This window comes from Rhodococcus sp. IEGM 1241 (assembly GCF_033142365.1).
Taxonomy (GTDB): Bacteria; Actinomycetota; Actinomycetes; order Mycobacteriales; family Mycobacteriaceae; genus Rhodococcus_F; species Rhodococcus_F erythropolis.
In genome coordinates this window covers 1,282,565-1,303,168 of the sequence record NZ_JAWLSE010000001.1, presented here as the reverse complement: position 1 = coordinate 1,303,168, position 20,604 = coordinate 1,282,565, and the positions used below count along the sequence as shown (strand labels likewise).

At 61.1% G+C, this 20,604-nt stretch carries 17 protein-coding genes and 1 pseudogene; 11 read left to right on the top strand and 7 right to left on the bottom strand.

The window, feature by feature from the left end; translation table 11 throughout:
* Positions 1–287 precede the first annotated feature (287 nt).
* The 6 genes from R4P70_RS06295 to R4P70_RS06270 all read left to right on the top strand — a co-directional run bounded on the left by R4P70_RS06295 (position 288) and on the right by R4P70_RS06270 (position 6,576).
* Positions 288–1,820 carry a condensation domain-containing protein gene (locus R4P70_RS06295; protein ID WP_113682455.1) on the top strand — a complete coding sequence of 511 codons (1,533 nt, stop codon included), beginning with the start codon at positions 288–290 and terminating at the stop codon, positions 1,818–1,820.
* On the top strand, positions 1,753–3,225 hold the full coding sequence (locus tag R4P70_RS06290) for a condensation domain-containing protein (RefSeq protein WP_283567786.1): 1,473 nt from the start codon (positions 1,753–1,755) through the stop codon (positions 3,223–3,225). The genes R4P70_RS06295 and R4P70_RS06290 overlap by 68 nt, the downstream gene beginning before the upstream one ends.
* Positions 3,225–4,607 carry a condensation domain-containing protein gene (locus R4P70_RS06285; protein WP_317830541.1) on the top strand — a complete coding sequence of 461 codons (1,383 nt, stop codon included), beginning with the start codon at positions 3,225–3,227 and terminating at the stop codon, positions 4,605–4,607. The genes R4P70_RS06290 and R4P70_RS06285 overlap by 1 nt, the downstream gene beginning before the upstream one ends.
* Positions 4,608–4,685: 78 nt before the next feature.
* A complete protein-coding gene (locus R4P70_RS06280) occupies positions 4,686–5,147 on the top strand; it encodes a MarR family winged helix-turn-helix transcriptional regulator (RefSeq protein WP_269576978.1) in 462 nt (153 codons plus the stop codon).
* The gene (locus tag R4P70_RS06275; RefSeq protein ID WP_003939720.1) at positions 5,144–5,572 is read left to right on the top strand and encodes an organic hydroperoxide resistance protein; all 429 of its coding nucleotides are present in this window, start codon (positions 5,144–5,146) and stop codon (positions 5,570–5,572) included. Before R4P70_RS06280 ends, R4P70_RS06275 begins: the two co-directional genes overlap by 4 nt.
* A complete protein-coding gene (locus R4P70_RS06270; protein ID WP_019745038.1) occupies positions 5,569–6,576 on the top strand; it encodes an NADP-dependent oxidoreductase in 1,008 nt (335 codons plus the stop codon). The genes R4P70_RS06275 and R4P70_RS06270 overlap by 4 nt, the downstream gene beginning before the upstream one ends.
* A gap of 78 nt (positions 6,577–6,654) precedes the next feature.
* Here R4P70_RS06270 and R4P70_RS06265 read toward each other — a convergent pair whose 3' ends face one another.
* The 4 genes from R4P70_RS06265 to R4P70_RS06250 all read right to left on the bottom strand — a co-directional run bounded on the left by R4P70_RS06265 (position 6,655) and on the right by R4P70_RS06250 (position 9,888).
* Positions 6,655–7,530 (bottom strand): oxidoreductase, encoded by an 876-nt coding sequence (locus tag R4P70_RS06265; RefSeq protein ID WP_020970568.1) that lies wholly within the window; start codon positions 7,528–7,530, stop codon positions 6,655–6,657.
* A 51-nt stretch (positions 7,531–7,581) separates the two neighbouring features.
* Positions 7,582–8,538 carry a membrane protein insertase YidC gene (gene yidC / locus R4P70_RS06260; RefSeq protein WP_283567784.1) on the bottom strand — a complete coding sequence of 319 codons (957 nt, stop codon included), beginning with the start codon at positions 8,536–8,538 and terminating at the stop codon, positions 7,582–7,584.
* A 113-nt stretch (positions 8,539–8,651) separates the two neighbouring features.
* Entirely contained in the window at positions 8,652–8,957 is a 306-nt protein-coding gene (locus tag R4P70_RS06255) for a DUF6412 domain-containing protein (RefSeq protein WP_029256089.1), read from the bottom strand.
* A 34-nt stretch (positions 8,958–8,991) separates the two neighbouring features.
* Positions 8,992–9,888: a LysR family transcriptional regulator gene (locus R4P70_RS06250; protein ID WP_029256090.1), complete on the bottom strand. Its 897-nt coding sequence runs from the start codon at positions 9,886–9,888 to the stop codon at positions 8,992–8,994.
* Between the two features lie 203 nt (positions 9,889–10,091).
* Here R4P70_RS06250 and R4P70_RS06245 point away from each other — a divergent pair, with 203 nt between their 5' ends.
* On the top strand, positions 10,092–11,558 hold the full coding sequence (locus R4P70_RS06245) for an MFS transporter (RefSeq protein ID WP_411742459.1): 1,467 nt from the start codon (positions 10,092–10,094) through the stop codon (positions 11,556–11,558).
* Positions 11,559–11,699: 141 nt separating this feature from the next.
* Here R4P70_RS06245 and R4P70_RS06240 read toward each other — a convergent pair.
* Positions 11,700–12,014, bottom strand: a pseudogene (locus R4P70_RS06240) (alpha/beta fold hydrolase); the annotation flags it as partial.
* A gap of 258 nt (positions 12,015–12,272) precedes the next feature.
* Between R4P70_RS06240 and R4P70_RS06235 the strand changes: the two are divergent.
* Both R4P70_RS06235 and R4P70_RS06230 read left to right on the top strand, forming a co-directional pair.
* A complete protein-coding gene (locus R4P70_RS06235) occupies positions 12,273–12,812 on the top strand; it encodes a C40 family peptidase (protein WP_021332140.1) in 540 nt (179 codons plus the stop codon).
* Between the two features lie 190 nt (positions 12,813–13,002).
* The gene (locus R4P70_RS06230; protein WP_020970572.1) at positions 13,003–13,239 is read left to right on the top strand and encodes a hypothetical protein; all 237 of its coding nucleotides are present in this window, start codon (positions 13,003–13,005) and stop codon (positions 13,237–13,239) included.
* Here R4P70_RS06230 and R4P70_RS06225 read toward each other — a convergent pair.
* A complete protein-coding gene (locus tag R4P70_RS06225) occupies positions 13,214–15,574 on the bottom strand; it encodes an ATP-binding protein (RefSeq protein WP_317830538.1) in 2,361 nt (786 codons plus the stop codon). The genes R4P70_RS06230 and R4P70_RS06225 overlap by 26 nt on opposite strands.
* A gap of 88 nt (positions 15,575–15,662) precedes the next feature.
* Positions 15,663–17,996, bottom strand: coding sequence for an ATP-binding protein (locus R4P70_RS06220; RefSeq protein ID WP_317830537.1), 2,334 nt, complete (start codon positions 17,994–17,996; stop codon positions 15,663–15,665).
* Positions 17,997–18,192: 196 nt separating this feature from the next.
* Between R4P70_RS06220 and R4P70_RS06215 the strand changes: the two genes are divergently transcribed.
* Complete coding sequence (locus R4P70_RS06215; RefSeq protein WP_317830536.1) at positions 18,193–18,918, top strand: GntR family transcriptional regulator; 726 nt, start codon at positions 18,193–18,195, stop codon at positions 18,916–18,918.
* A 107-nt stretch (positions 18,919–19,025) separates the two neighbouring features.
* A complete protein-coding gene (locus R4P70_RS06210; RefSeq protein WP_070795779.1) occupies positions 19,026–20,600 on the top strand; it encodes an NCS1 family nucleobase:cation symporter-1 in 1,575 nt (524 codons plus the stop codon).
* Positions 20,601–20,604 lie beyond the last annotated feature (4 nt).

The window sequence follows — 20,604 nt, the reverse complement described above, 5'->3', positions numbered from 1 at the left end:
CTTCGCCGTCCGACGGAGTTCACAACGGTCTGTTGAAATTTGTTTCACCCCAGAGTGATTGATCGATCAACTGACAGGTGACCAGGGCAGTAAACCGGATGTCCAGTATTCGAATTGTCCGAAATAACGAGCAGAATGTTCCTCGTCACATCCCGGACCGAAGCAGTTGCGCGGAGCCTCAGGTCGCGTTCTACTTGCCTTGACTAATCATCTGTCACTCTCGGTTACAAACATCCGCCCCGTTCACGATCCCCACCTTTCGCCATCTCGAGAGATCAGGTTTCCCAATGGAATTCACGGAACTTGCCGACTATCCCCTACCTCCTGGGACCGTCACCGAGTGGACTCCTGCCGCAGTGAATCCGCCCGAACTGTGGCCTGTCGACCAGCGTCCCGCCAGCTACATACACGAGGCACACTTGAAACATGCCGAGCAGGCGAAACGGCAGGCGCACCATCACAACGACGGATGCACTCCGTCGTGGCTGGGTACCTCGTTTCGTATCCACGACCGACTCGACCGAAGGATCTGGGCGGCCACTCTCGATCATTGGATCGATCGCCACGAAGTGCTCCGAACACGAGTCGCCATGGAGGGCGAAGCGATAGTCCGACGCACCGCGGGTCCTGGAGATGTCCGAATTCTGGGTAACGAAGTCGGACATCTTGCGTCCTCGATGTCCGTCTTCACGCATCTGCAGCAACTGCTCGACCGGTCGACCGATCCACTTGTGTGGCCTGCGTACCAGTTCGCGACAATTGAAGGTCCCAACCATTTCACCGTGGTCTTTGCCGCTGATCATGCTCTGCTGGACGGATATTCGGTGGCGTTGACCGCGCACGAACTGCAGACGATCTACCGTTCGTCGAGCGAGGGAAGCCCTCCCTCGCCGCCGGAGACCGGAAGCTACATCGACTTCGGCACCAGGGAACGAGATCTCGTGGGACACGCGGACTGCTCTCACCCGGCGGTGCAGACGTGGCGCGAGTTCTACGCGCAGGGCGAGGCTCCGCTCTTTCCAGCGCTGCCCGAACCGGTCGCCGGACGCCGAGGCCCTCAGCAGAGCCTGTCCGCCTGGCTTCTGAGCGCCCGGGGAGCCGAACGCCTGGCAGAAGCGAGCAAGCGCAGCAACCAAGGATTCCTGGCCGCGATACTCGCGTGCGCGGCCAAGGTGACCGGTGATCTCACCGGTGCAGACGAATTCCGCGTCGTGGTGCCGCAACACACCCGTTCGGAGCTTCGATGGGCCGCGTCGCTGGGATGGTTCATCGGTGTTGTGCCGGTGAGGATCCCGATTGCTCCCGCAGCAACCGTGAGCGATCTGGCCAAGGTTGCCGGCACGGAGATGCGACGCGTCCGCCCCGCAGCGGCCCTGCCGTACTCGAAAGTGTGCGAGCTGATCGACTCCCCGCAGCACCTGCCGTTCGTGCTCTCGTACATGGACGTTCGTCACGTTCCTGGTGCCGAGCAATGGACGAGCTGGCAGACCAGAGGCCTTCGTAGTCGCGATCATTCGGGAACCGACGTCTACATCTGGCTCACACGGACTCCCGAAGGGCTCAATCTGGCCATACGCCACCCAGGCAACGCGCGCACAAGCCGCCACATCCATCAGTTCGCGGGACTCCTACGCCGCGAAATGGAGGACTTTGCCTTCTCGACCGACACATGCACACCTCCGACCAACACCGCTGTACCGATCAACACCGCTGTACCGATCAATACCGCTGCACCGATCGAGGAGAACTCTCATGGAAATGACACCCATCGATCTCTGGGCACCGAAAGCCGGGACGCTCACCGAGTTCAGGCCTACTGAGCAGTCCCTGACGGCAGCATCTCGAGCACCGCTGAGCGACCAACCTCTCTCGTTCCTCCAAGAGGGACACATTCGTACCGCCGATCACAAGCGCGCACAAGGCGTCGACTGGTCACCGTGGATCGGATTCACGTTCACTCTGCCCGGTGATCTCGATCGGGAGGCACTGCGTCGGGCTGTCCAGACATTTGTCTTGCGGCACAACACACTTCACAGTTGGTTCGAGGTGAGACCATCCGAAGATCCTGGCGGCAGCGGGGTCATCGACCGTCACGTGGTGGATGAATCGACGATCGAACTCGCGCCGCACAGCGTCGGTTCCCTGAACACGACCGATGCGGTTCGCGAGCATGTCAGCCGAAGTTTCGCAGGCGATACCAGCCCACTGCAATGGCCTTCGTTCACCAGTGGCGCCGTCGAGCACGGCACCGGCGCCGGTTTCACCATCTACTACGGCGTCGATCACTCGCACACCGACGGCCTGTCGCTGATGCTGGGCGTCGAAGAACTTCGTGCGCTGTACATCGCCGAAAGCGCCGGCATCGACGCTCAACTTCCCTCTCCCGGTAGCTACGTCGAGTACAGCGGCGAAGAACGGGCAGCGGCGAAGAACCTTGACCTAGCCGCAGAACCTGTGCAGCAATGGATTTCGATTCTCGCCGCCAACGCCGGACAACTCCCGAAATTCCCCCTCGACCTCGGCGTCGCGCAGGGCGAACAGACCCGGTCGACCCGCACACATATCGACGTTCTCGACAGCGACGAGTCAGCCGCGTTCGCAGCGCTGTGCAAGTCCAATGGCGTCGGATTCTCCACGGGGATCTTCGCAGCCCTCGCCCTCACCGAGATCGAAGTTGCTGACAGAGCGAACTACTTCGCGCTCAACGCAGTCGGTACTCGTTCCGATCCGAGATACCTGTTTTCTCAAGGCTGGTTCATCAATCTCGTCCCGGTCTCGTTCACGCTGAGTGGTGTCACCACCTTCACCGATGCACTCCCCCTTGCTCACGCTGCTCGCGCAGCCGTGAAGGGACTCGCGGACGTGTCCATTCACTCGGTGATCGCCCAGGTGTCGAAGTTGACCGGATCCGACATCGGCGGAACCTCGGTCCCGCCGATGGTGTCGTACATCGACATGCGCCTGATTCCAGGTGCCGAGCACCACGACGAACTCGAAGCGCGCGCACTCGGTGGGCCAGGAACGACGGGTGATCTGTCGATGTGGATCAACCGGAAGGAAGACCGTACGTACGTGATGGTCAGTTTTCCCGATACCGAGCAAGCGCACACATCGGTGGATCGGTACCTTCGACACCTCCGCAACGTCCTGAGAACGGTCGCCGATACCGGCGACTACCGTGTCGTTCGTCAGGCGGATGCACGTCAGGAAGTGGAGACCGCCTGATGCACATCACCTTTCTCGACAGGTTCGAGGCACGGCCGGGCCGCATCCTGCAGTGGACGCCGAGCGAAATCTCCACCGGATCGACATATCCGGTTCCTCCGACCTCGAATCAGCAGCTGCATCTTGCCGGGAGCCGCGGCGATACGACTTGGCTCGCTGCCACTTTCGACGTTCCCGGCCCGATCGACACGGACGCACTCCGGGCCAGCTTCGAGGAATGGACGTCCCGTCACGACGCCCTGTCGTGCTCGTTCTCCCAGGCCGAAGAAGCGGATGAATCCTCGGCGCTGTTCGTCGACGTCGCCGATGTCGTCGATCTGCGCCTCCGTGAGGAAACAGTGGCGGACGCGCGAACGCCGGAACAGGTGCGAGAACTCCTGGGCGAGCGCTTGGATCGATGGTGCAATCCTTTTGCGTTTCCCGCCTACTTTCTCGGGGCCATCACCCGCGAGGACCAGTCGACAGTGATCTGCGGATTCGACCATGCCATCTGCGACGGCTGGTCCTTGAGCATCGCAATTACCGAGATCAGCACTCTGTATCGTGAATACACGCGGGCGGACCGTAATCCGATCGCGTCGGATCTCTTGCCCGAGCCCGGGAGTTTCCTCAACTACTGCTTCCGTGAATCGGCAACCGCGGATCCAGAGCCCGGCGACCACCGCATTTCGGGGTGGCGGTCTTTCCTTCGATCTTGCGGGGGTGACACTCCCCATTTTCCCGTAGATCTGGGGCTGCCCGCCGGGACCATGTCGCCCCAGGGCACAGACACCCGAATGCTCCTCGACGCCGACGAAGCAGAGCTGTTCGACCAGAACTGCGCCGATCATCGACACTCGTCGTTCGGTGCGATTCTTGCGTCGATCGGTTTGGCCACAACACAATTGACCGACAAGAGAGACACACGCCTTCTGTTCCCTGTTCACACGCGTCGGGAACCGCGGCACAACCACACCTTCGGCTGGCTGGTGGCCAATGCACCCATCACCGTGACGAGCATGGATGATCTTCACAGCACGGCTCGGGCAGTCAATCTCGCTTTCCACGAGTCACTTTCACTGTCGTCCGTGTCGTCGAGACAAGTGTTGAGGAGCTTGGGACCCGAGGTTTCGCCCACTCGCCGAGACATCTTCTCGGTGTCCTACGCCGACTACCGGACCATGCCCGGTGGATCTCGCCCCCGCGAATCACGGCCCGGCGACTCACAACCTGCGCCGATCAATCCGCAGCAACTCAGTCGCGTGTCGAGCGCCGACGACGTTCAGTTCTGGTTTTCGCGCACCCACGACGGGCTGGCAGTGCGCACCCGATTTCCGGCACCCGCGGCCCAGGCAGTGCTCACCTTCCTCGAGTGCGTATCCGAGATTCTGTCGACGCCGTAACCAGACGGCTGTGCATCCGCAGATCTATTTGACACTTCTTTGTTGTGCACAACTTAACTGTGCGCTACAGTTGTTCTCGTGACCAACCCACTCGCTCTCGAACGCCAGGTCTGCTTCGCCCTCTATTCGGCGTCGCGGGCCACTACGGCCGCGTACCGGGCAATGCTCGACGACCTGGGAATCACGTATCCCCAGTACCTCGTCCTGTTGACACTCTGGGAACGAGACGGCCGGGGCGTGCGTGAGATCTGTGAGGCACTCGATCTCGATACCGGAACTCTGTCGCCGCTGCTCAAGAGGCTGGAGGGTCTGGGATTCATCGAGCGCCGACGCCTCACCACGGACGAGCGTCGCGTCGAGATTCACCTGACCGAGGCGGGTTCCTCCTTGCGCAGCAAGGCCGAGGACATCCCGGCCAAGCTCGCAGGCGCCACTGGTCTGAGTAACGACGAACTCACCGAACTCCGAGACGTTCTCACTCGTCTCGGTGAGTCACTTCAAGCATCCAACGCCCACTCCGACGGAAAGAAGAAGTCATGAACATCGTCTACACCGCAGAAGCACTTGCCACCGGCGAAGGCCGCAACGGTCACGCTCGCACTTCGGACGGACGCCTCGATCTCGGCCTCGCCATTCCCAAGGAAATGGGTGGCAGTGGCGAAGGCACCAACCCCGAGCAGCTCTTTGCCGCCGGATACGCAGCATGCTTCCACTCCGCTCTGCAGATGGTCGCCCGCGCCGAGAAGGCCAACGTGGCTGATTCCGCAGTCGGCGCGCGGGTCGGCATCGGCCCCAACGGTGCAGGAGGCTTCGGACTCGCTGTGACACTGGAGGTTTCACTCCCCCATCTGCCCCATGATCAGGCCGTCGAGTTGACGGAGAAGGCGCACCAGGTGTGCCCGTACTCCAATGCAACTCGCGGCAACATCGAGGTCACCCTCGAAGTAAGTAAGGACGACGAATGAGCACCACCACTGTCAGCCGGGAAATCCGTCTCGCTTCACGCCCGAACGGTTGGCCCACCTCGGAGAACTTCGCCACCGCCGAAGTAGAACTCCCCGAACTCGAAGACGGCCAGATCCTGGTCCGCAACATCGCCATCTCCGTCGACCCGTACATGCGCGGCCGAATGAACGACGTGAAGTCCTACCTTCCGCCGTTCCAGGTCGGTGCGCCGCTCGACGGTGGTGCTGTCGGCGAGGTCGTCGAATCCAAGTCGGCTGATCGCGCTGTGGGCGACGTTGTCGTCCACGGCCTCGGATGGCGTGAATACGCCATCCTCGACGGATCCGCAGTGACTCCGGCCGACACGTCCATCGCGCCGGCGACGGCCTACCTGGGTGCCCTCGGCATGACTGGCCTCACCGCGTATGCCGGCCTCACTGCGGTTGCGGAGTTCAAGGAAGGCGATACCGTATTCGTCTCCGGCGCAGCCGGTGCCGTCGGATCGCTCGTCGGTCAGATCGCCAAGTTGCTCGGAGCGAAGCGAGTAATCGGTAGCGCCGGTTCACCGGCGAAGGTTGCCCGACTTCTCGAACTCGGATTCGATGCGGCATTCGACTACCACGACGGCCCGATCACCGAACTGCTCGCCGCTGCCGCCCCTGACGGCATCGACGTGTACTTCGACAACGTCGGTGGCGAGCATCTCGAAGCCGCCATCGATGCCATGAACCAGGGTGGCCGGATTGCCCTGTGCGGAGCCATCGCTCAGTACAACACCACCGAGAAGCCCACCGCTCCCCACAACCTGGCACTGGTGATCGGCAAGCAGCTCACACTGCGCGGATTCCTTGTGGGCGGCTACCGTCACCTCGGTGGCGAATTCCGCACCCACATGGCAGGGTGGCTCGCCGACAACAAGATTCAGTGGGACGAGACCATCGTCGAAGGCCTGGAGAATGCACCGCAAGCGTTCATCGACCTGATGCGCGGCGCGAACACCGGCAAGATGGTTGTCACGCTGTAACCCGAACAACATCTGGCTCGAACGAATATGAAGGTGGCCGCGAACTTCTCGAAGTTCGCGGCCACCTTCATATCTGAATCAGATCCCGAACGAGACTCCGGTCAACTTCTCCGACAGTGTCCACAAGCCCGAGGCTGTCTTCGAATCGTGTGACTTCTTGTTCGACCCCACGACCTTCGGATAACCTCGCTGCTCGAACGGACCGTCCGGTCCGATGTAACTGCCGCCGAAGGCATCCGGCGCGGTTGCCGCCCACAGTTCGGGAAGGGCACCCATCTCCGCGGACTGCGCGAAGATCGAATTGCCGATTCCCATCAGCTTGTCCTGGATCGACTCGGTGTGACCCTGCAGGTTCGTCGACGCGTATCCCGGATGCGAAGCAAGCGCTTTGAGCGAAGATCCCGAGGCCGCAAGCCTGCGTTGAAGTTCGTACGTGAACAACAAATTGGCAAGCTTGGACTGCCCGTAGGCCAACCAGCGGTTGTACTTCCGACGCTCGAAATTGAGATCGTCCAGATCGACAGTTCCGAGCTGATGCAGGGCACTGGACATCGTCACGACACGGTCGGTGAGCTTGTCCTTCAGCAATCCGGTCAACGCGAAGTGCCCGAGATGGTTTGTGCCGATCTGCATTTCGAATCCGTCGACAGTCCGGCGAAACGGAACCGCCATCACGCCGGCGTTGTTCACCAGGACGTCGACCTTCTCCGTTGCGTCGGCAAAGGCTCGTACCGACGACAGATCCGAGAGGTCCAATTTACGGACAACCGCGTTGGGTCCGATCTCGGCGGCTACGGCGTCGGCCTTCGTGGTGTCACGACAGGCGAGGACGACGTCGGCCCCGGCTTTGCCAAGCGCCCGTGCGACTACCTCACCCAGTCCGCTGTTCGCCCCCGTGACGACAAATGTGCGGCCGGTCTGATCGACTACGTCTTCTGCGGTCCATTTGGTCATGCATTCCAGCGTACGTGCCTTACCCGCCGGTAGGGAGGGGTCGCTTTTCGGTCATCGCTTGCGTTTGGCGCGGATCGGCTTTGCACCCGGCAGCGGCGGTCCTGCAGCCACCCTGGGCGACGGGGGCGCAGTCACTCCGGGTGTGGGCGACGATTCAGCTTCCTTCTGCTCCGCCGCGATCCGGCCGTAGACCAAATGCTGTTGTCCCAGCGTCCAGCAGTTGTTACTCACGAAATACAGCAGGATCGCCACGGGCGCGAAAGCACCGAAAGCGATCACACCCACCGGAAACACCCACAATGCGAGCTTGTTCATGATCGCTGTTTGAGGGTTGACGGTTCCGGTGTCCACTTGGCGCGCGATGGACGCCCGCGACGTGAAATGTGTAGCGACGGCGGCGAAGATCATCAGCGGTACGGCAACCAGAATGATGGAGATACGGCTGACGTCGCCGAACGCTTCCAGTTGCGCTGCCGGACTCGAAATCATGGCAGACAACGGCGCGCCGAACAGTTTGGCGTCGAGAAACGACTGCACGTCCGAGGCACTGAAGAAGTAGTTGGCCGTATTCGCGTTGTCCGCCACCGACATCGGTTCGGTCGGGCTCAGAAACGGGACGTGCGATGCCGCTCCAGTCCGATTGAACGATCGCAGGACGTGATAAAGGCCGATGAACACCGGTGCCTGAACGAGCATCGGCAGACAGCCGAGCAACGGACTGTAGTTGTGTTCCTTCTGCAGCTTGGCCATCTCGACAGTGAGTTTCTGCCGGTCACCCGAATACTTCTTCTGCAACGCCTTGATCTGAGGTTGCAGCTTCTGCATCACCAGTTGGGTGCGGACCTGCTTGACGAAGGGTTTGAACAGCAAAGCCTTGAGCGTGAAGACCAGAAATACGACCGACAACGCCCATACGACGCCGTTGTCGGGTGATCCGGAGATCAGTGAAAAGACCTTGTGCCAGAACCAGAGGATTCCGGACACGGGGTAGTAGACAAAATCGAGCATGACGAATGAACCTCACCGAGAGGCACGCTCACAGGAGATGAGAGCGCGGGAATGGTCGTGGACGCAAGACGTCTGACCGACCTACGACGAGTTCACTCCCGCCGACGGCCGATCTACAGACCGATTCCCGGAGCTCGAGGCTGTGGACGGCCGGGCGCGTCCGGGCTGCTCTGCCTGCGGAAAGCGCCACGCAGGCAGCGTTCGTCATCAGAGGGGCCAGTGGCCGAAACCGCGCACAGCTGCAGAAGTTCGTACTTCGACGACGTTGCGAGGGCTGCGACCACGAAGACGGCAATCGCAGTTCCCAGCACCGCGGCGCTACCCGACGATCCAAGCGGAGGCACGGCGAGAAGAGCGATGAACGGCAGCAGAAGCAGCAACAGTGACCGTGTCACCGTTCCCGTGCTCCGCTGTTGCATGACTGCGAGAGTACAGAACATCTGCCGAATCCAGCTAGACGCTTGCCTCACGTACTTGTTCGCGCAGCCATTTGTGTGCTGGATCGTGGTCCAGCCGACCGTGCCACTGTTGGTGGATGGTGACGGCCGGTAGTTCGGTCGGCACCGCAAACCAGGCGACATCGAGGCGAGCGGCAAAGTATCGGGCAAGCCTTTCCGGCACCAGTGCAACGAGATCGCTGTCGGCCGCCATGAGCGCCGCCGCAACGGGCGAGGCAACCACCGCGATCACCCGCCGGCGCATTCCGACTGCGGACAACGCGTCGTCGATCGGTCCGTGTGTCCGGCCACGTCTGGATGTCGAGACATGTGGATGCTCACACAACTGCGCGAGTGTCGGCTGAGCCGTGCGGGCCAACGGCGACGACTTCGATACCAAGCCCACATGACCCTCTCGGTAGAGAATCTCACTGCACACATCAGAGGACGGCAACGGATCAGCGCCGATATCGAGATCGATCGAACCGTTCCGCAGCGAGTCGACGTCCTCGTTTCCCTCTCCGATACAACGGATTACAGCGTTCGGCGCTTCCGCCGCGAAACGCCTGACCAGAGCCGGGGTGAGGCTGGCCGCCGTGCCCTCGTTGATTCGGATCACGAAAGTCCGCTCGAGCTCTGCTGGTTCGAAGTTCTTGCGGTCGATCAACAGGCCTTGCGCCCCTTCCAGGAGCGATCGGACCTGAGGTGCTGCACGCAACGCAAAGGGCGTCGGTACCAACCCACGCCCGGCACGAACAAAGATCGGGTCACCCATCGCACGCCGGAGACGCCCCAAAGCCCTACTGGTTGCCGGTATCGACAAGTTCAATCGCTCGGCCGCGCCGGTGACACTGCCCTCCGCCACCAGAGCGTCGAACACTCTCAAAAGATTGAGGTCCATATCCATCGCCATAGTTGCATCATACGCAACTATCTACTGCAATCTTTGCAGTAGACGCACGTTACCGAGATCCCTACTGTCGTTTCAGTAGCCGAATTGGCTGTCGATCAACAACTCCCGCAATAGAACAAATTTTTGCAAAGAGGTGCGTCTTGTCCACAAATACTTCGATACCGACGGAGGGTCGGGCGAACTCGGACGCGCGACAAGGATTGGTGCTCGCAACGTTGTGCGCGGTCACCGTCCTCGTTATTGCGTTCGTCGCTGCCATCAACCTGGCAGTTCCGCTCCTGACGTCCGGTTCTCTGCATCCTTCCTCGACGCAGCTTCTATGGATCGTCGATTCCTACGTCACGGTCTTCGCCTGTCTGGTGATCCCCTGCGGGGCACTCGGTGATCGCTTCGGACGCAAAGGGGTGCTGACCATCGGGTTGATCCTCTTCGCAGCAGGCGCCGCCGTGTCCGCGAGTTCCCCCACAGTGGCGGTGATGCTGATCGGCCGCTGCGTCACCGGAGTCGGAGCCGCCTGTGTTCTGTCGAACAGCCTCGCAATCCTCATGCACGCGACTCCCCCACAGAAGCGTCCTCGCGCAATTGCCATTTGGGCATCGTCGACCGGATTCGGCGGCGTGGCAGGGAATGTCGGTGGTGGCGCGCTTCTGCAGACCGGGTCCTGGCGCTGGTTGTTCGTCGCCGTCGTACCCATCGCGTTGGCAGGTGCTGCCGCAGTCGCCTATCTCGCTCCTCGCACCCCTCGAAATCACCGCGGTCTCGACCCCGTCGGAACCGTGTTGCTGACGGCGGCGACGTTCGGGTTGCTGGTCGGCGTCATCGAAGGACCCGAAAGTGGTTGGGGCAGTGTCACGGTGATCTCAGCATTCGTCGCGTCGGCGGCGCTTTATGCGGCATGGATCATCGTCGAGCTCCGCGTCGAGCAACCCTTGCTGGATCCGCGGTTGTTCCGCCTTCCTCTGCTTCGCGCGGGATGCCTGGGAATGACCGTCGCGTTCTTCGGTCTGTTCGCACTGTTCTACGTCAACGCTTCATTTCTGCAGTATGCCAAGGGTTTCAGCGTTCTCACCACCGGCCTGGCGGTGATACCGCTGACCATTCCACTGCTGTTCGGTGCTCGCTTCGTGCCGCTGATCTCGGCTCGTCTGGGTTCCACCATCACCGTGGCGGCAGCGTTCGTGTTTATCGGGGTTGGCATGTTCGGGCTGTCGACCAGCACAGCCCACACTCCCTATTTCGCCTACGCGTTGTGGCTCGTTGTCATCGGCATCGGCGCGGCAGCCGCGCTCCCCGTATTGACTCACGACATCGCGGACTCGCTGCCCCTCGAACAGGCAGGCGTCGGTTCAGGACTGCAGGCGACGGCACGAGAATTCGGCAGCGCCTTGGGCGTCGCCGTCATCGGCACCATCTTGACCAGCCGTTTCATCAGCGCATTGCCCGACTCGATGCGCGATGGAGACGGCGCCGCGCCACGCACGGTCGCAGACGGACTCGAGATGGCCGACACTCCCCTCGCTCACGACGCCGTCCTGAGTGCCTTCACCACCGGCGCGGACAGCGCCGTGCGCGTCATCGCGGTCATCACCCTGATCGCCGGCTGCCTGGTCACTGCGCAATCCGCGTGGTCGAACAGAACGCGAACGAAGGAGACAGAACAGGCGCACTGACAGCGCGTCCGGCCAGTGATTCCGTCAGCACCTGGCCGAACAATTCCGCATCGTCGATAAGCCAATTGTGATTGCCAGGAACCTCGCGAACCTCGGGATCACCCAAGGCGGCGCAGACAGCATGAAAACTCGTTCGCGGAATCACATGATCATCAGCTCCCCACAACACGACAACAGGCATCGCGCGGACTCGTCGAATCGAAACTGTGGGATTCTGCGAGCGTGTACCGACTCGGCAGCCTCGACCATCGCCGACCCACACCAGTTCCACCACGGACGTTCACGAATCGGGCGCTCCTGACCACCAACCGAGTTCACCAGAACCAAGCGCGAGACTCGCGTGGGGAAGTCCCGCGCCACTGCTGTCGCTACACCGCCGCCGAACGAATGCCCGACGACGGTCACCGGACCGGTAACTCCGGCCGCGTCGAGAAACCGCGTCACCCACGCCGCATAACCTTCGAAGTTGCGATCGGGTCAGTCTAGGGCGCGGCGACGACCGTAGTACCTGCATCGGTACCTACTTCTTTCTTCTGCCACTTCGCGAGACGTCACGATTGCCGACATGCCACTCGAAAACAGGTATGCATCCCGTCCAACTGACCGGCGCGAACACGTCGAGGCGAAACCAGGCTGTGTGTCACAAGCCGAAGCCCGATCACGCCCAGCCGGATACCTGCTTCGGGACGCACCGACGCGAAGGCAACACGAGAAATGTCGCACCACCGATTCACCAGCCCCAGCACGACGAAGAACGCACTCGGAAGGGCGCTTGTCATCGGCGCTCTTTCACTGACAACCCTTGCCGTCAGTATCGACACCGCGAACGCTCAGGCCCCCTTGCTTCCGGACTGGAACACCGCGGGAGTTTCCGTCGTCACGAATCCGGCGAAAGTGTCAGCTTTCGCTTCCTCGGATGGAGGCCGCGCATTGGCAGCCGCAGAGTCCAAGATCGGCGCACCGTACGTCTGGGGCGCGACCGGACCGGACTCGTTCGACTGCTCCGGCCTCGTTCAATGGGCCTATGCACAAGCGGGCGTTTCAATTCCGCGAACTACCTACGACCAGGCGGTCGGCGGAGCTCCGATTTCCCGGGACGATCTCCAGCCAGGTGACGTAGTCCTGTACTACGGCGGGGAACATGTGGGGATCTATGCCGGAGGCGGTGAGGTCCTTCACGCCCCGACGTCCGGGGAGTCGGTCAAACGCGCACCCGTGGACTCGATGCCATACTATCTCGCCCGGCGCTACTGACATGTATCACGTCAACTTGACAAAAAGTCGTGTATCGCAACGATATTCGGGCCGTTCATCACGATCCGAATGCTTGACACTCCCCCAATGCGCGGAATGTGATGCCATCCTCTCCCCCGCGAGCGCGGTCTGCACCAGGTGTCGCGGAGCGCGGTTGGACGTAACGCGGTGTTGCGGAGACGGCACTGTCGTGTCCTGGCGAACGGTTCACGGCGACCCCACGACCGTTCTCGCCATCGTCGAATTGGACGAGGGGCCGTGGCTGTACACGTTGCTCACGGAATCCCCGCGCGCGGATGCGTCCGGACCGCTGCGAGTATTGTTTCAACGGCGAGAACTAGGTAAGCGGTACCCGGTGTTCTGCCTGTGCGGCGACGATCGGGGAGAACTGCAATCGGACTTCAGTTCCGATCTGCTGAACCATTGACCTCGCGCGAGTCACGCTCCTGCGCAGTCGATACCACCCACGCCGCGATCTGCGCTCTGGAGGTGAAACCCAATTTCGTCAGCACGTGCTCCACGTGCCCCTGTGCTGTGCGTGGCGAAATGACGAGGTGCTCTGCGACAGCGCGGTTGGTGAGGCCCTGAGCAACCAGTTCCGCAACTTGCTGCTCACGACGGGTGAGTCGAATCGCCTCGGTCGACGATGTGTCCGGGACTCTGCGATGCTCGTCGAGCGCGTACGCGACAGCTTCACCCTCGGTCATCACAATTCCCCGGTGAAACTCCTTGTCGAAAGCACTCTTACCCAATGCCTTTTGAGCATCGTTTGCCGCCTTGTCATGGTGGGGTGACAAGATCGGAAGCCCCGCGAGCCGACTCCCGACCTTCTGCCAGTACATCGCCGCAGCGCCGAGCAGAACCGCCGATTGCTTCCAATCACGTTGCGCTGCAGCAATCCACGCCAACTGTTCGATACACCACGCCGAGTTCATTGAAGCGGCCGTGGCCCGCAGACTTCGCGCCAAATGGTCACGTGCGCGCTCGAGGTCACCTCGAAACCAGTCCACAAGCCCTAGATTGCTAAGCGCCGACGCCTGATACATCACTTCGTGCGGCGGTCCGGTGATGGCAAGGGACTCGTCGAAACACTCCACCGACCGCTCCAGCGCGCCGGTAAAGATGCAAGCGAGCCCGAGGGTAATCAAGCCGGCCACTTTGTGCTCCAGATTCTCAGCTGATTGGAAAAGCGATACGGCAGCCTCCAACTTCCTGGCGGCAGTGTCGAATTCGCCGGTGAACGTGTCGACATATCCGTCCGCCCATCCAGCCAGGCCTCGAGAGCGTACATCTCCCACGACCTCGGCAAGGCGCCAACTCTCCGCTACCTGTCCGCGCGCCCGGACGAGGTCACCCTGCATCCCATGCGCTACGGCGTCGATACACAGAATTTCCACGCGATAAGTGTCCGGCTCCCTATCGGAAGCTCTCAGGGTTCGATCCGCCCAGTGCCGCGCCGAAGCGATCCGACCGCCGAGAACCCAGAATCGGTACAGCGCCGCGACCATTCGCGTCGCTGATCGCGTCTGACCCGGCGTCGAGATCGAAAACTCCAGCGCGTCGTAAACGTTGTGCAGTTCACGACCCAGCCGTGCGATCCACGCAGCTTGCCGGTCACTGATCCACTCGGATTCCGCACGAACGACCAGCGCTTCGAACCAATCACGGTGGCGCCATCGAAGTTCCACGTAGTCGTTCGAGAACTCGGCCTTCTCTCGTCCGTACTCCCGCAAGAGGTCGAGCAGGTGATAGCGAACAGTGCCGTCGATCTCCTCACGAATGAGGATGGACTTCTCGACCAACGCAGTGACGAGATCGAGCACTTCCGTCGAACTCGAATCCTGCCCGCACACTCCCTCGGCAGCGTCAAGCTCGAACCCGCCGGAAAACACGGTCAGCCGACCCCACAGCTGCTGCTCCGGAGGTGAGCACAAGTCGTAACTCCAATCGATCGACAATCGGAGAGTCTGCTGACGACTCGGTACGTCGCGTCCACCAGAAGTCAACAGGCGGTAACGATCCGAGAGCCGATCCATGATCTGCTCCGCCGACATACCGCGCAGGCGAGCGGCCGCCAACTCGATCGGCAACGGCAATCCGTCCAGATCGTGGCAGATACGAGCAACGGCATTCCGGTTCCCTTCGGTCAACACGAAACCCGGCACCACAGTCGCAGCTCTTTCTGCGAACAACAAAACAGACTCGTACCGAGCCAGCCCGTCGAAAGCGCGCGGCCCCCGCAGTTCCGGCGTAGTGAGAGAAGGAACCCGCATCACCACCTCACCGCCCACACCCAGAGACTCTCGCGACGTCGCCAGAATCTTCACACCGGCACACCGACGCAAGATCGCCCCGGCAAGCCGGGCAACCGAATCCACCAGGTGTTCACAGTTGTCAAACACCAACAGCAGACTCCGATCGGCACAAAAGTCGATCACAGCGCGCAGCGGATCAGACGACGAAACCGGCCGCACCCCCAACGTCACGGCGACGTAGTCCGCGAGCAGATCCGGATCCGATAGCTCCCCCAACTCCACCAACCAGGTACCGTCGCTGAACACTCGCTGCAGCGCACCCGCAAGCCGGATCGCAAGACGCGTCTTACCCACGCCCCCAACGCCGGTCAGCGTCAACAAACGGGACGACTCGAACAATCTTCTGGCATCGGCCAACTCACGCCGCCGACCGACAAAACTCGTCAACTCCAACGGCAAGTTGCCGACAACCCGATGATCGGCTTCTGCACGCACAGCGGATGCCATCGACCGACTCGCTTTCTGCGATTTCACTCCAAAAGCAACGCTACCCCCGCGAACTGCACCCGAGAAGCGCTAACCACTGCCCGCGATCTCAGCCTCGGGAGTCGGTCTCCTGCTCGGTCGACACGAACCACGCCGCGATCTGCGCTCTGGAGGTGAAACCCAATTTGGTCAGCACATGCTCCACATGCCCCTGAGCCGTGCGAAGCGAGATCACGAGATGTTCCGCGATAGCGCGATTGGTCAGGCCCCGCGCAACGAGTTCCGCAACTTGCTGCTCACGACGAGTGAGGTGAGGTGCCTCAGTTGACGATGAACCCGGAACACTGCGACGCTCGTCGAGCGCATACGCGACAGCTTCACCCTCGGACATCACAAATCCGTTGCGAAACGACTTGTCGAAAGCACTCTTACCCATAGCCCTACGAGCAGTCTCTGCCGCAGTGTCGTGATGAGGCGACAAACCCGGCAGGCCCGCCAGCCGACCCCCGACCTTCTGCCAATACATGGCTGCCGCGCCGAGCAGAACCGCGGAATTCTTCCAATCACGTTGCGCTGCAGCAATCCACGCCAGTGGTTCGATACACCACGCCGAGTTCATCGGGGCATCGAGAATTCTCAGACTTCGCGTCAAATAATCACGTGCGCCATCTAATTCACCTCGGAGCCAGCCCACGAGCCCGAGGGTTCCCAACGCAAAAGCCTGGAACATGACTTCGTTGGCGGGCACGGTGATCGCGAGAGTCTCTTCGTTGCACTCCACCGAGCGATCGAGGGCCCCGGAAAGAAAGTACGCGATCCCCAGCGTGTCCAGGCCGATCACCACATGCAGCAGATTTTCGTCCAATCGAAACAGCGTCAACGCGGATTCCAGCTTGGCTGTAGCGGTATCGAAGTTGCCTCTGAACGTATCGACGTATCCGTCACCCCATGCCGCGAGACCGCGTGAGCGTACGTCCGCCAAGGCATTCGCCAGGTGCCAACTCTCGTCGACCAGCGCTTGTGCCCGTTCGAGTTCCCCCTGCATCGCGTGATTCACAGCGTCGATGGTCAAGACATCAACGCGGAACGGGTCGAGCTCCCGATCCTCTGTATTCAGAGCTCGATCCGTCCAATACCGTGCCTGCACAAGCAATCCACCAGAAAGCCAGAATCTGTACAACGCACCGACCATTCGCGTCGCAGATCGCGCCTCTCCGGTAGTGGAAATCGAAAACTCCAGCGCGTCGTAAACGTTGTGCTGTTCGCGACCCAGCCTTGCGATCCACGCCGCTTGCCGGTCACTGATCCACTCGGATTCCGCACGAACGACCAGCGCTTCGAACCAATCACGGTGGCGCCGTCGAAGTTCCACGTAGTCGTTCGAGAACTCGGCCTTCTCTCGTCCGTACTCCCGCAAGAGGTCGAGCAGGTGATAGCGAACGGTGCCGTCGATCTCCTCACGAATGAGGATGGACTTCTCGACCAACGCAGTGACGAGATCGAGCACTTCCGTCGAACTCGAATCCTGCCCGCACACTCCCTCGGCAGCGTCAAGCTCGAACCCGCCGGAAAACACGGTCAGCCGACCCCACAGCTGCTGCTCCGGAGGTGAGCACAAGTCGTAACTCCAATCGATCGACAATCGGAGAGTCTGCTGACGACTCGGTACGTCGTGTCCACCAGAAGTCAACAGGCGGTAACGATCCGAGAGCCGATCCATGATCTGCTCCGCCGACATACCGCGCAGGCGAGCGGCCGCCAACTCGATCGGAAGTGGGAGTCCATCCAGGTCGTGACAGATATGAGCAACGGCGCGCTTGTTCTCCTCAGTGAGGGTGAAACCGGGGACGACTGAAGCCGCACGCTCGGTGAACAACGACACGGATTCGTACTGGGCAAGTCCCTCGAATTCGCGCGGCTGTTGCTGCGGCGTGGTGAGCGAGGGAACGCGCATCGTCACCTCACCGCCCATTCCCAGCGATTCTCTGCTCGTCGCCAAGATCTTGACACCGGCACATCGCCGTAGGACCGCACCGGCAAACAGAGCGACGGCATCGACCAGATGTTCGCAGTTGTCGAGTACCAACAGCAGACTGCGATCGGAGCAGTAGTCGATCACAGTGTGCAGCGGGTCCGACGAGGACACCGGCCGCACCCCCAAAATCACGGCGACATAATCCTCGAGGAGTTCTGGATCCGTCTGCTCGCCCAACTCCACCAACCACGTGCCGTCTCGGAACACCCGCTGGAGCGCACTCGCAAGCCGGATCGCGAGCCGCGTCTTGCCGACACCTCCGATACCGGTGAGCGTCAATAAACGGGACGACTCGAACAATCTTCTGGCTTCGGCCAACTCACGCCGTCGGCCGACAAAACTCGTCAACTCCAACGGCAAGTTACCGACAACCCGATGATCGGCTTCTGATCGCACAACGGATGCCATCGACCGACTCGCTTTCTGCCAACCACTACAAATCAACGCTACCCCCGCGTTCGTCGCCCTGAGCAGCGCTCACTTGTGCTTCGTCATCGCAGTCGAAATGTCGGCCCTCACGCATGCGATTCACGACGGCCATGCCGGTGTCACGCGCCCGAAACAACGGATTTCTACCCTGGCAGCGACGAGAAGGGAGACCGACATGCCACCGCGCCGTAGATCGGTACTACTGACGCAACTGGTAATCGATGCTCCCGGCAGTCCACAACAAACGATCCTCGACGAACTGCGCCGAGTGATTCTGTCGGGGTCGGCGCCTCCGGGTACCCCGATCCCTCTCGGCGACGTGGCTGATGTGTTCGGGGTCAGCCGAATACCAGTGCGGGAATCGCTGAAGACCCTGGTCGGAGAGTCGTTGGTCGACCACCGCCACCAATTCGGCTACACCGTTGCTCAGTTGACGCCGGCAGAACTGCGCGAGATGTACATCGTCCGCGAAACTCTCGAATCAGCTGCATTGGCCGTCGCCGTCGAGCAGGCCACCGAAGAGGATCACGAACACGCCGTCGAGGTGAATTCCCGTCTGGAGATCGCGTTGCGCTACGACGACTCTCAGTCCTATCACTGTGAGAGCCGAAACTTTCACCTCGCACTGACCCGACCGTCGCAAATGCTTCGACTTCTGCACATGTTCGAAGCTGCCTGGAACATCACCGAACCGGTACAGCCGATGGTCCATGTTGCCGGCGTCGATCGCCGGGTTCTGCACTCCGATCACACCGCGATGCTGGACGCATTCCTGCGTCGGGACGCAGCCGCTCTTCTGAGTGCTTCCGAAATCCATCATCGCCGACTCAACACCGTGATCGCGACTCTGCCGACAGACACCGGCCTACTGGCCGAGAAAGATATACCGATTGCGCAATAGCTGTGCAACACAGCGTCGATACCTTTCTCTCAACACAGTTTTCATCACTGACGCTGAGAGCTCGTGCACTGTCCGCTGATTTCCTGCACTGATGCACAGGAGCTGTCATGACCGACATTCTTCCGTCCCGAACGACCACTACCCCAACTCCCCCAAAGGAAACCGGCTCGGCCGACCTCGTCGAAGCCGCGGGCCACCCGGTCGGCGGCGGACTGATCAAACCGGGCTACGACCCTCGCTTGACCAACGAGGATCTGGCGCCGCTTCGCAAGCAGACCTGGTCGTCGTACAACATCTTCGCCTTCTGGATGTCCGACGTACACAGCGTCGGCGGATATGTCACTGCCGGTAGTCTTTTCGCACTGGGATTGGCCAGCTGGCAAGTACTCGTCGCCCTGCTGGTCGGTATCACGATCGTTTACTTCTTCTGCAATCTCGTCGCCAAGCCCAGCCAAGTTACCGGCGTACCGTATCCGGTGATCTGCCGCAGCGTGTTCGGTGTCCTCGGCGCGAACATCCCGGCAATCATTCGTGGCCTGATTGCCGTGGCCTGGTACGGGATTCAAACCTTTCTCGCTTCGGCAGCCCTCGATGTCGTACTGATCAAACTCTTTCCGTCACTCGCACCGTATGCCGTCGTAGAAGACTACGGATTCGCCGGACTCTCCGCACTGGGCTGGGGAAGTTTCATGCTCCTGTGGGTACTTCAGGCCTGCGTCTTCTGGCGAGGCATGGAATCGATCCGCCGCTTCATCGACTTTTGCGGGCCGGCTGTGTACGTCGTGATGTTCATGCTGTGCGGGTACCTCATCTACCAGGCAGGCTGGAGCGCTGTCGATCTCACACTCGGCGACGTCAAGTACTCCGGTTTCGACGCCGTGCCGGTCATGCTCGGTGCGATCGCTCTGGTTGTCTCGTACTTCTCCGGACCGATGCTCAACTTCGGTGACTTCTCCCGCTACGGGAAGTCGTTCGCTGCAGTCAAGAAGGGCAACTTCCTCGGTTTGCCGTTGAACTTCCTCGTATTCTCGGTGTTGGTCGTCGTCACGGCGTCGTTGACACTGCCGGTGTACGGCGAACTGATCACCGATCCCGTCGCAACAGTGGCACGAATCGACAGCACCTTCGCCATCGTCCTCGGCGCACTCACCTTCACCATCGCCACGATCGGCATCAACATCGTGGCCAACTTCATTTCCCCGGCCTTCGACTTCTCCAACGTGAGCCCGCAGAAGATCAGCTGGCGGGCCGGCGGGATGATCGCGGCGATCGGCTCGATCCTCATCACCCCGTGGAACCTCTACAACAATCCCGACGTCATCCACTACACGCTCGAAACCCTCGGAGCCTTCATCGGTCCGCTGTTCGGAATCCTGATTGCCGACTACTACCTCGTGCGCAAGCAGAAGGTGATCGTCGACGAACTGTTCAGCATGTCGCCGACCGGAACCTACTGGTACAGCAAGGGATACAATCCTGCTGCAGTGATCGCCACCGTGGTGGGAGCCGTCGTCGCGATGGTCCCGGTCCTGGGCAAGGACCTCACCGGGATGTACACCGCAGCGCAGTACAGCTGGTTCATCGGTTGCGGGCTCGGATTTGCCGTCTACTACCTACTCGCCACGCGCACTTCCCTGGCTGTCCGGAATGCTTCTTCTCCCGACACTGTGACGGTCGACTGATCGT

Bases quoted from the DNA above. Each gene is read 5' to 3' on its own strand.
- R4P70_RS06285 (WP_317830541.1), top strand. From the start codon at position 3,225: ATGCACATCACCTTTCTCGACAGGTTCGAGGCACGGCCGGGCCGCATC.
- R4P70_RS06265 (WP_020970568.1), bottom strand. From the start codon at position 7,530: ATGACCAAATGGACCGCAGAAGACGTAGTCGATCAGACCGGCCGCACA.
- R4P70_RS06295 (WP_113682455.1), top strand. From the start codon at position 288: ATGGAATTCACGGAACTTGCCGACTATCCCCTACCTCCTGGGACCGTC.
- R4P70_RS06250 (WP_029256090.1), bottom strand. From the start codon at position 9,888: ATGGCGATGGATATGGACCTCAATCTTTTGAGAGTGTTCGACGCTCTG.
- R4P70_RS06220 (WP_317830537.1), bottom strand. From the start codon at position 17,996: ATGGCATCCGTTGTGCGATCAGAAGCCGATCATCGGGTTGTCGGTAAC.
- R4P70_RS06255 (WP_029256089.1), bottom strand. From the start codon at position 8,957: ATGCAACAGCGGAGCACGGGAACGGTGACACGGTCACTGTTGCTGCTT.
- R4P70_RS06215 (WP_317830536.1), top strand. From the start codon at position 18,193: ATGCCACCGCGCCGTAGATCGGTACTACTGACGCAACTGGTAATCGAT.
- yidC (WP_283567784.1), bottom strand. From the start codon at position 8,538: ATGCTCGATTTTGTCTACTACCCCGTGTCCGGAATCCTCTGGTTCTGG.
- R4P70_RS06225 (WP_317830538.1), bottom strand. From the start codon at position 15,574: ATGGCATCCGCTGTGCGTGCAGAAGCCGATCATCGGGTTGTCGGCAAC.
- R4P70_RS06270 (WP_019745038.1), top strand. From the start codon at position 5,569: ATGAGCACCACCACTGTCAGCCGGGAAATCCGTCTCGCTTCACGCCCG.
- R4P70_RS06275 (WP_003939720.1), top strand. From the start codon at position 5,144: ATGAACATCGTCTACACCGCAGAAGCACTTGCCACCGGCGAAGGCCGC.
- R4P70_RS06235 (WP_021332140.1), top strand. From the start codon at position 12,273: ATGTCGCACCACCGATTCACCAGCCCCAGCACGACGAAGAACGCACTC.
- R4P70_RS06290 (WP_283567786.1), top strand. From the start codon at position 1,753: ATGGAAATGACACCCATCGATCTCTGGGCACCGAAAGCCGGGACGCTC.
- R4P70_RS06210 (WP_070795779.1), top strand. From the start codon at position 19,026: ATGACCGACATTCTTCCGTCCCGAACGACCACTACCCCAACTCCCCCA.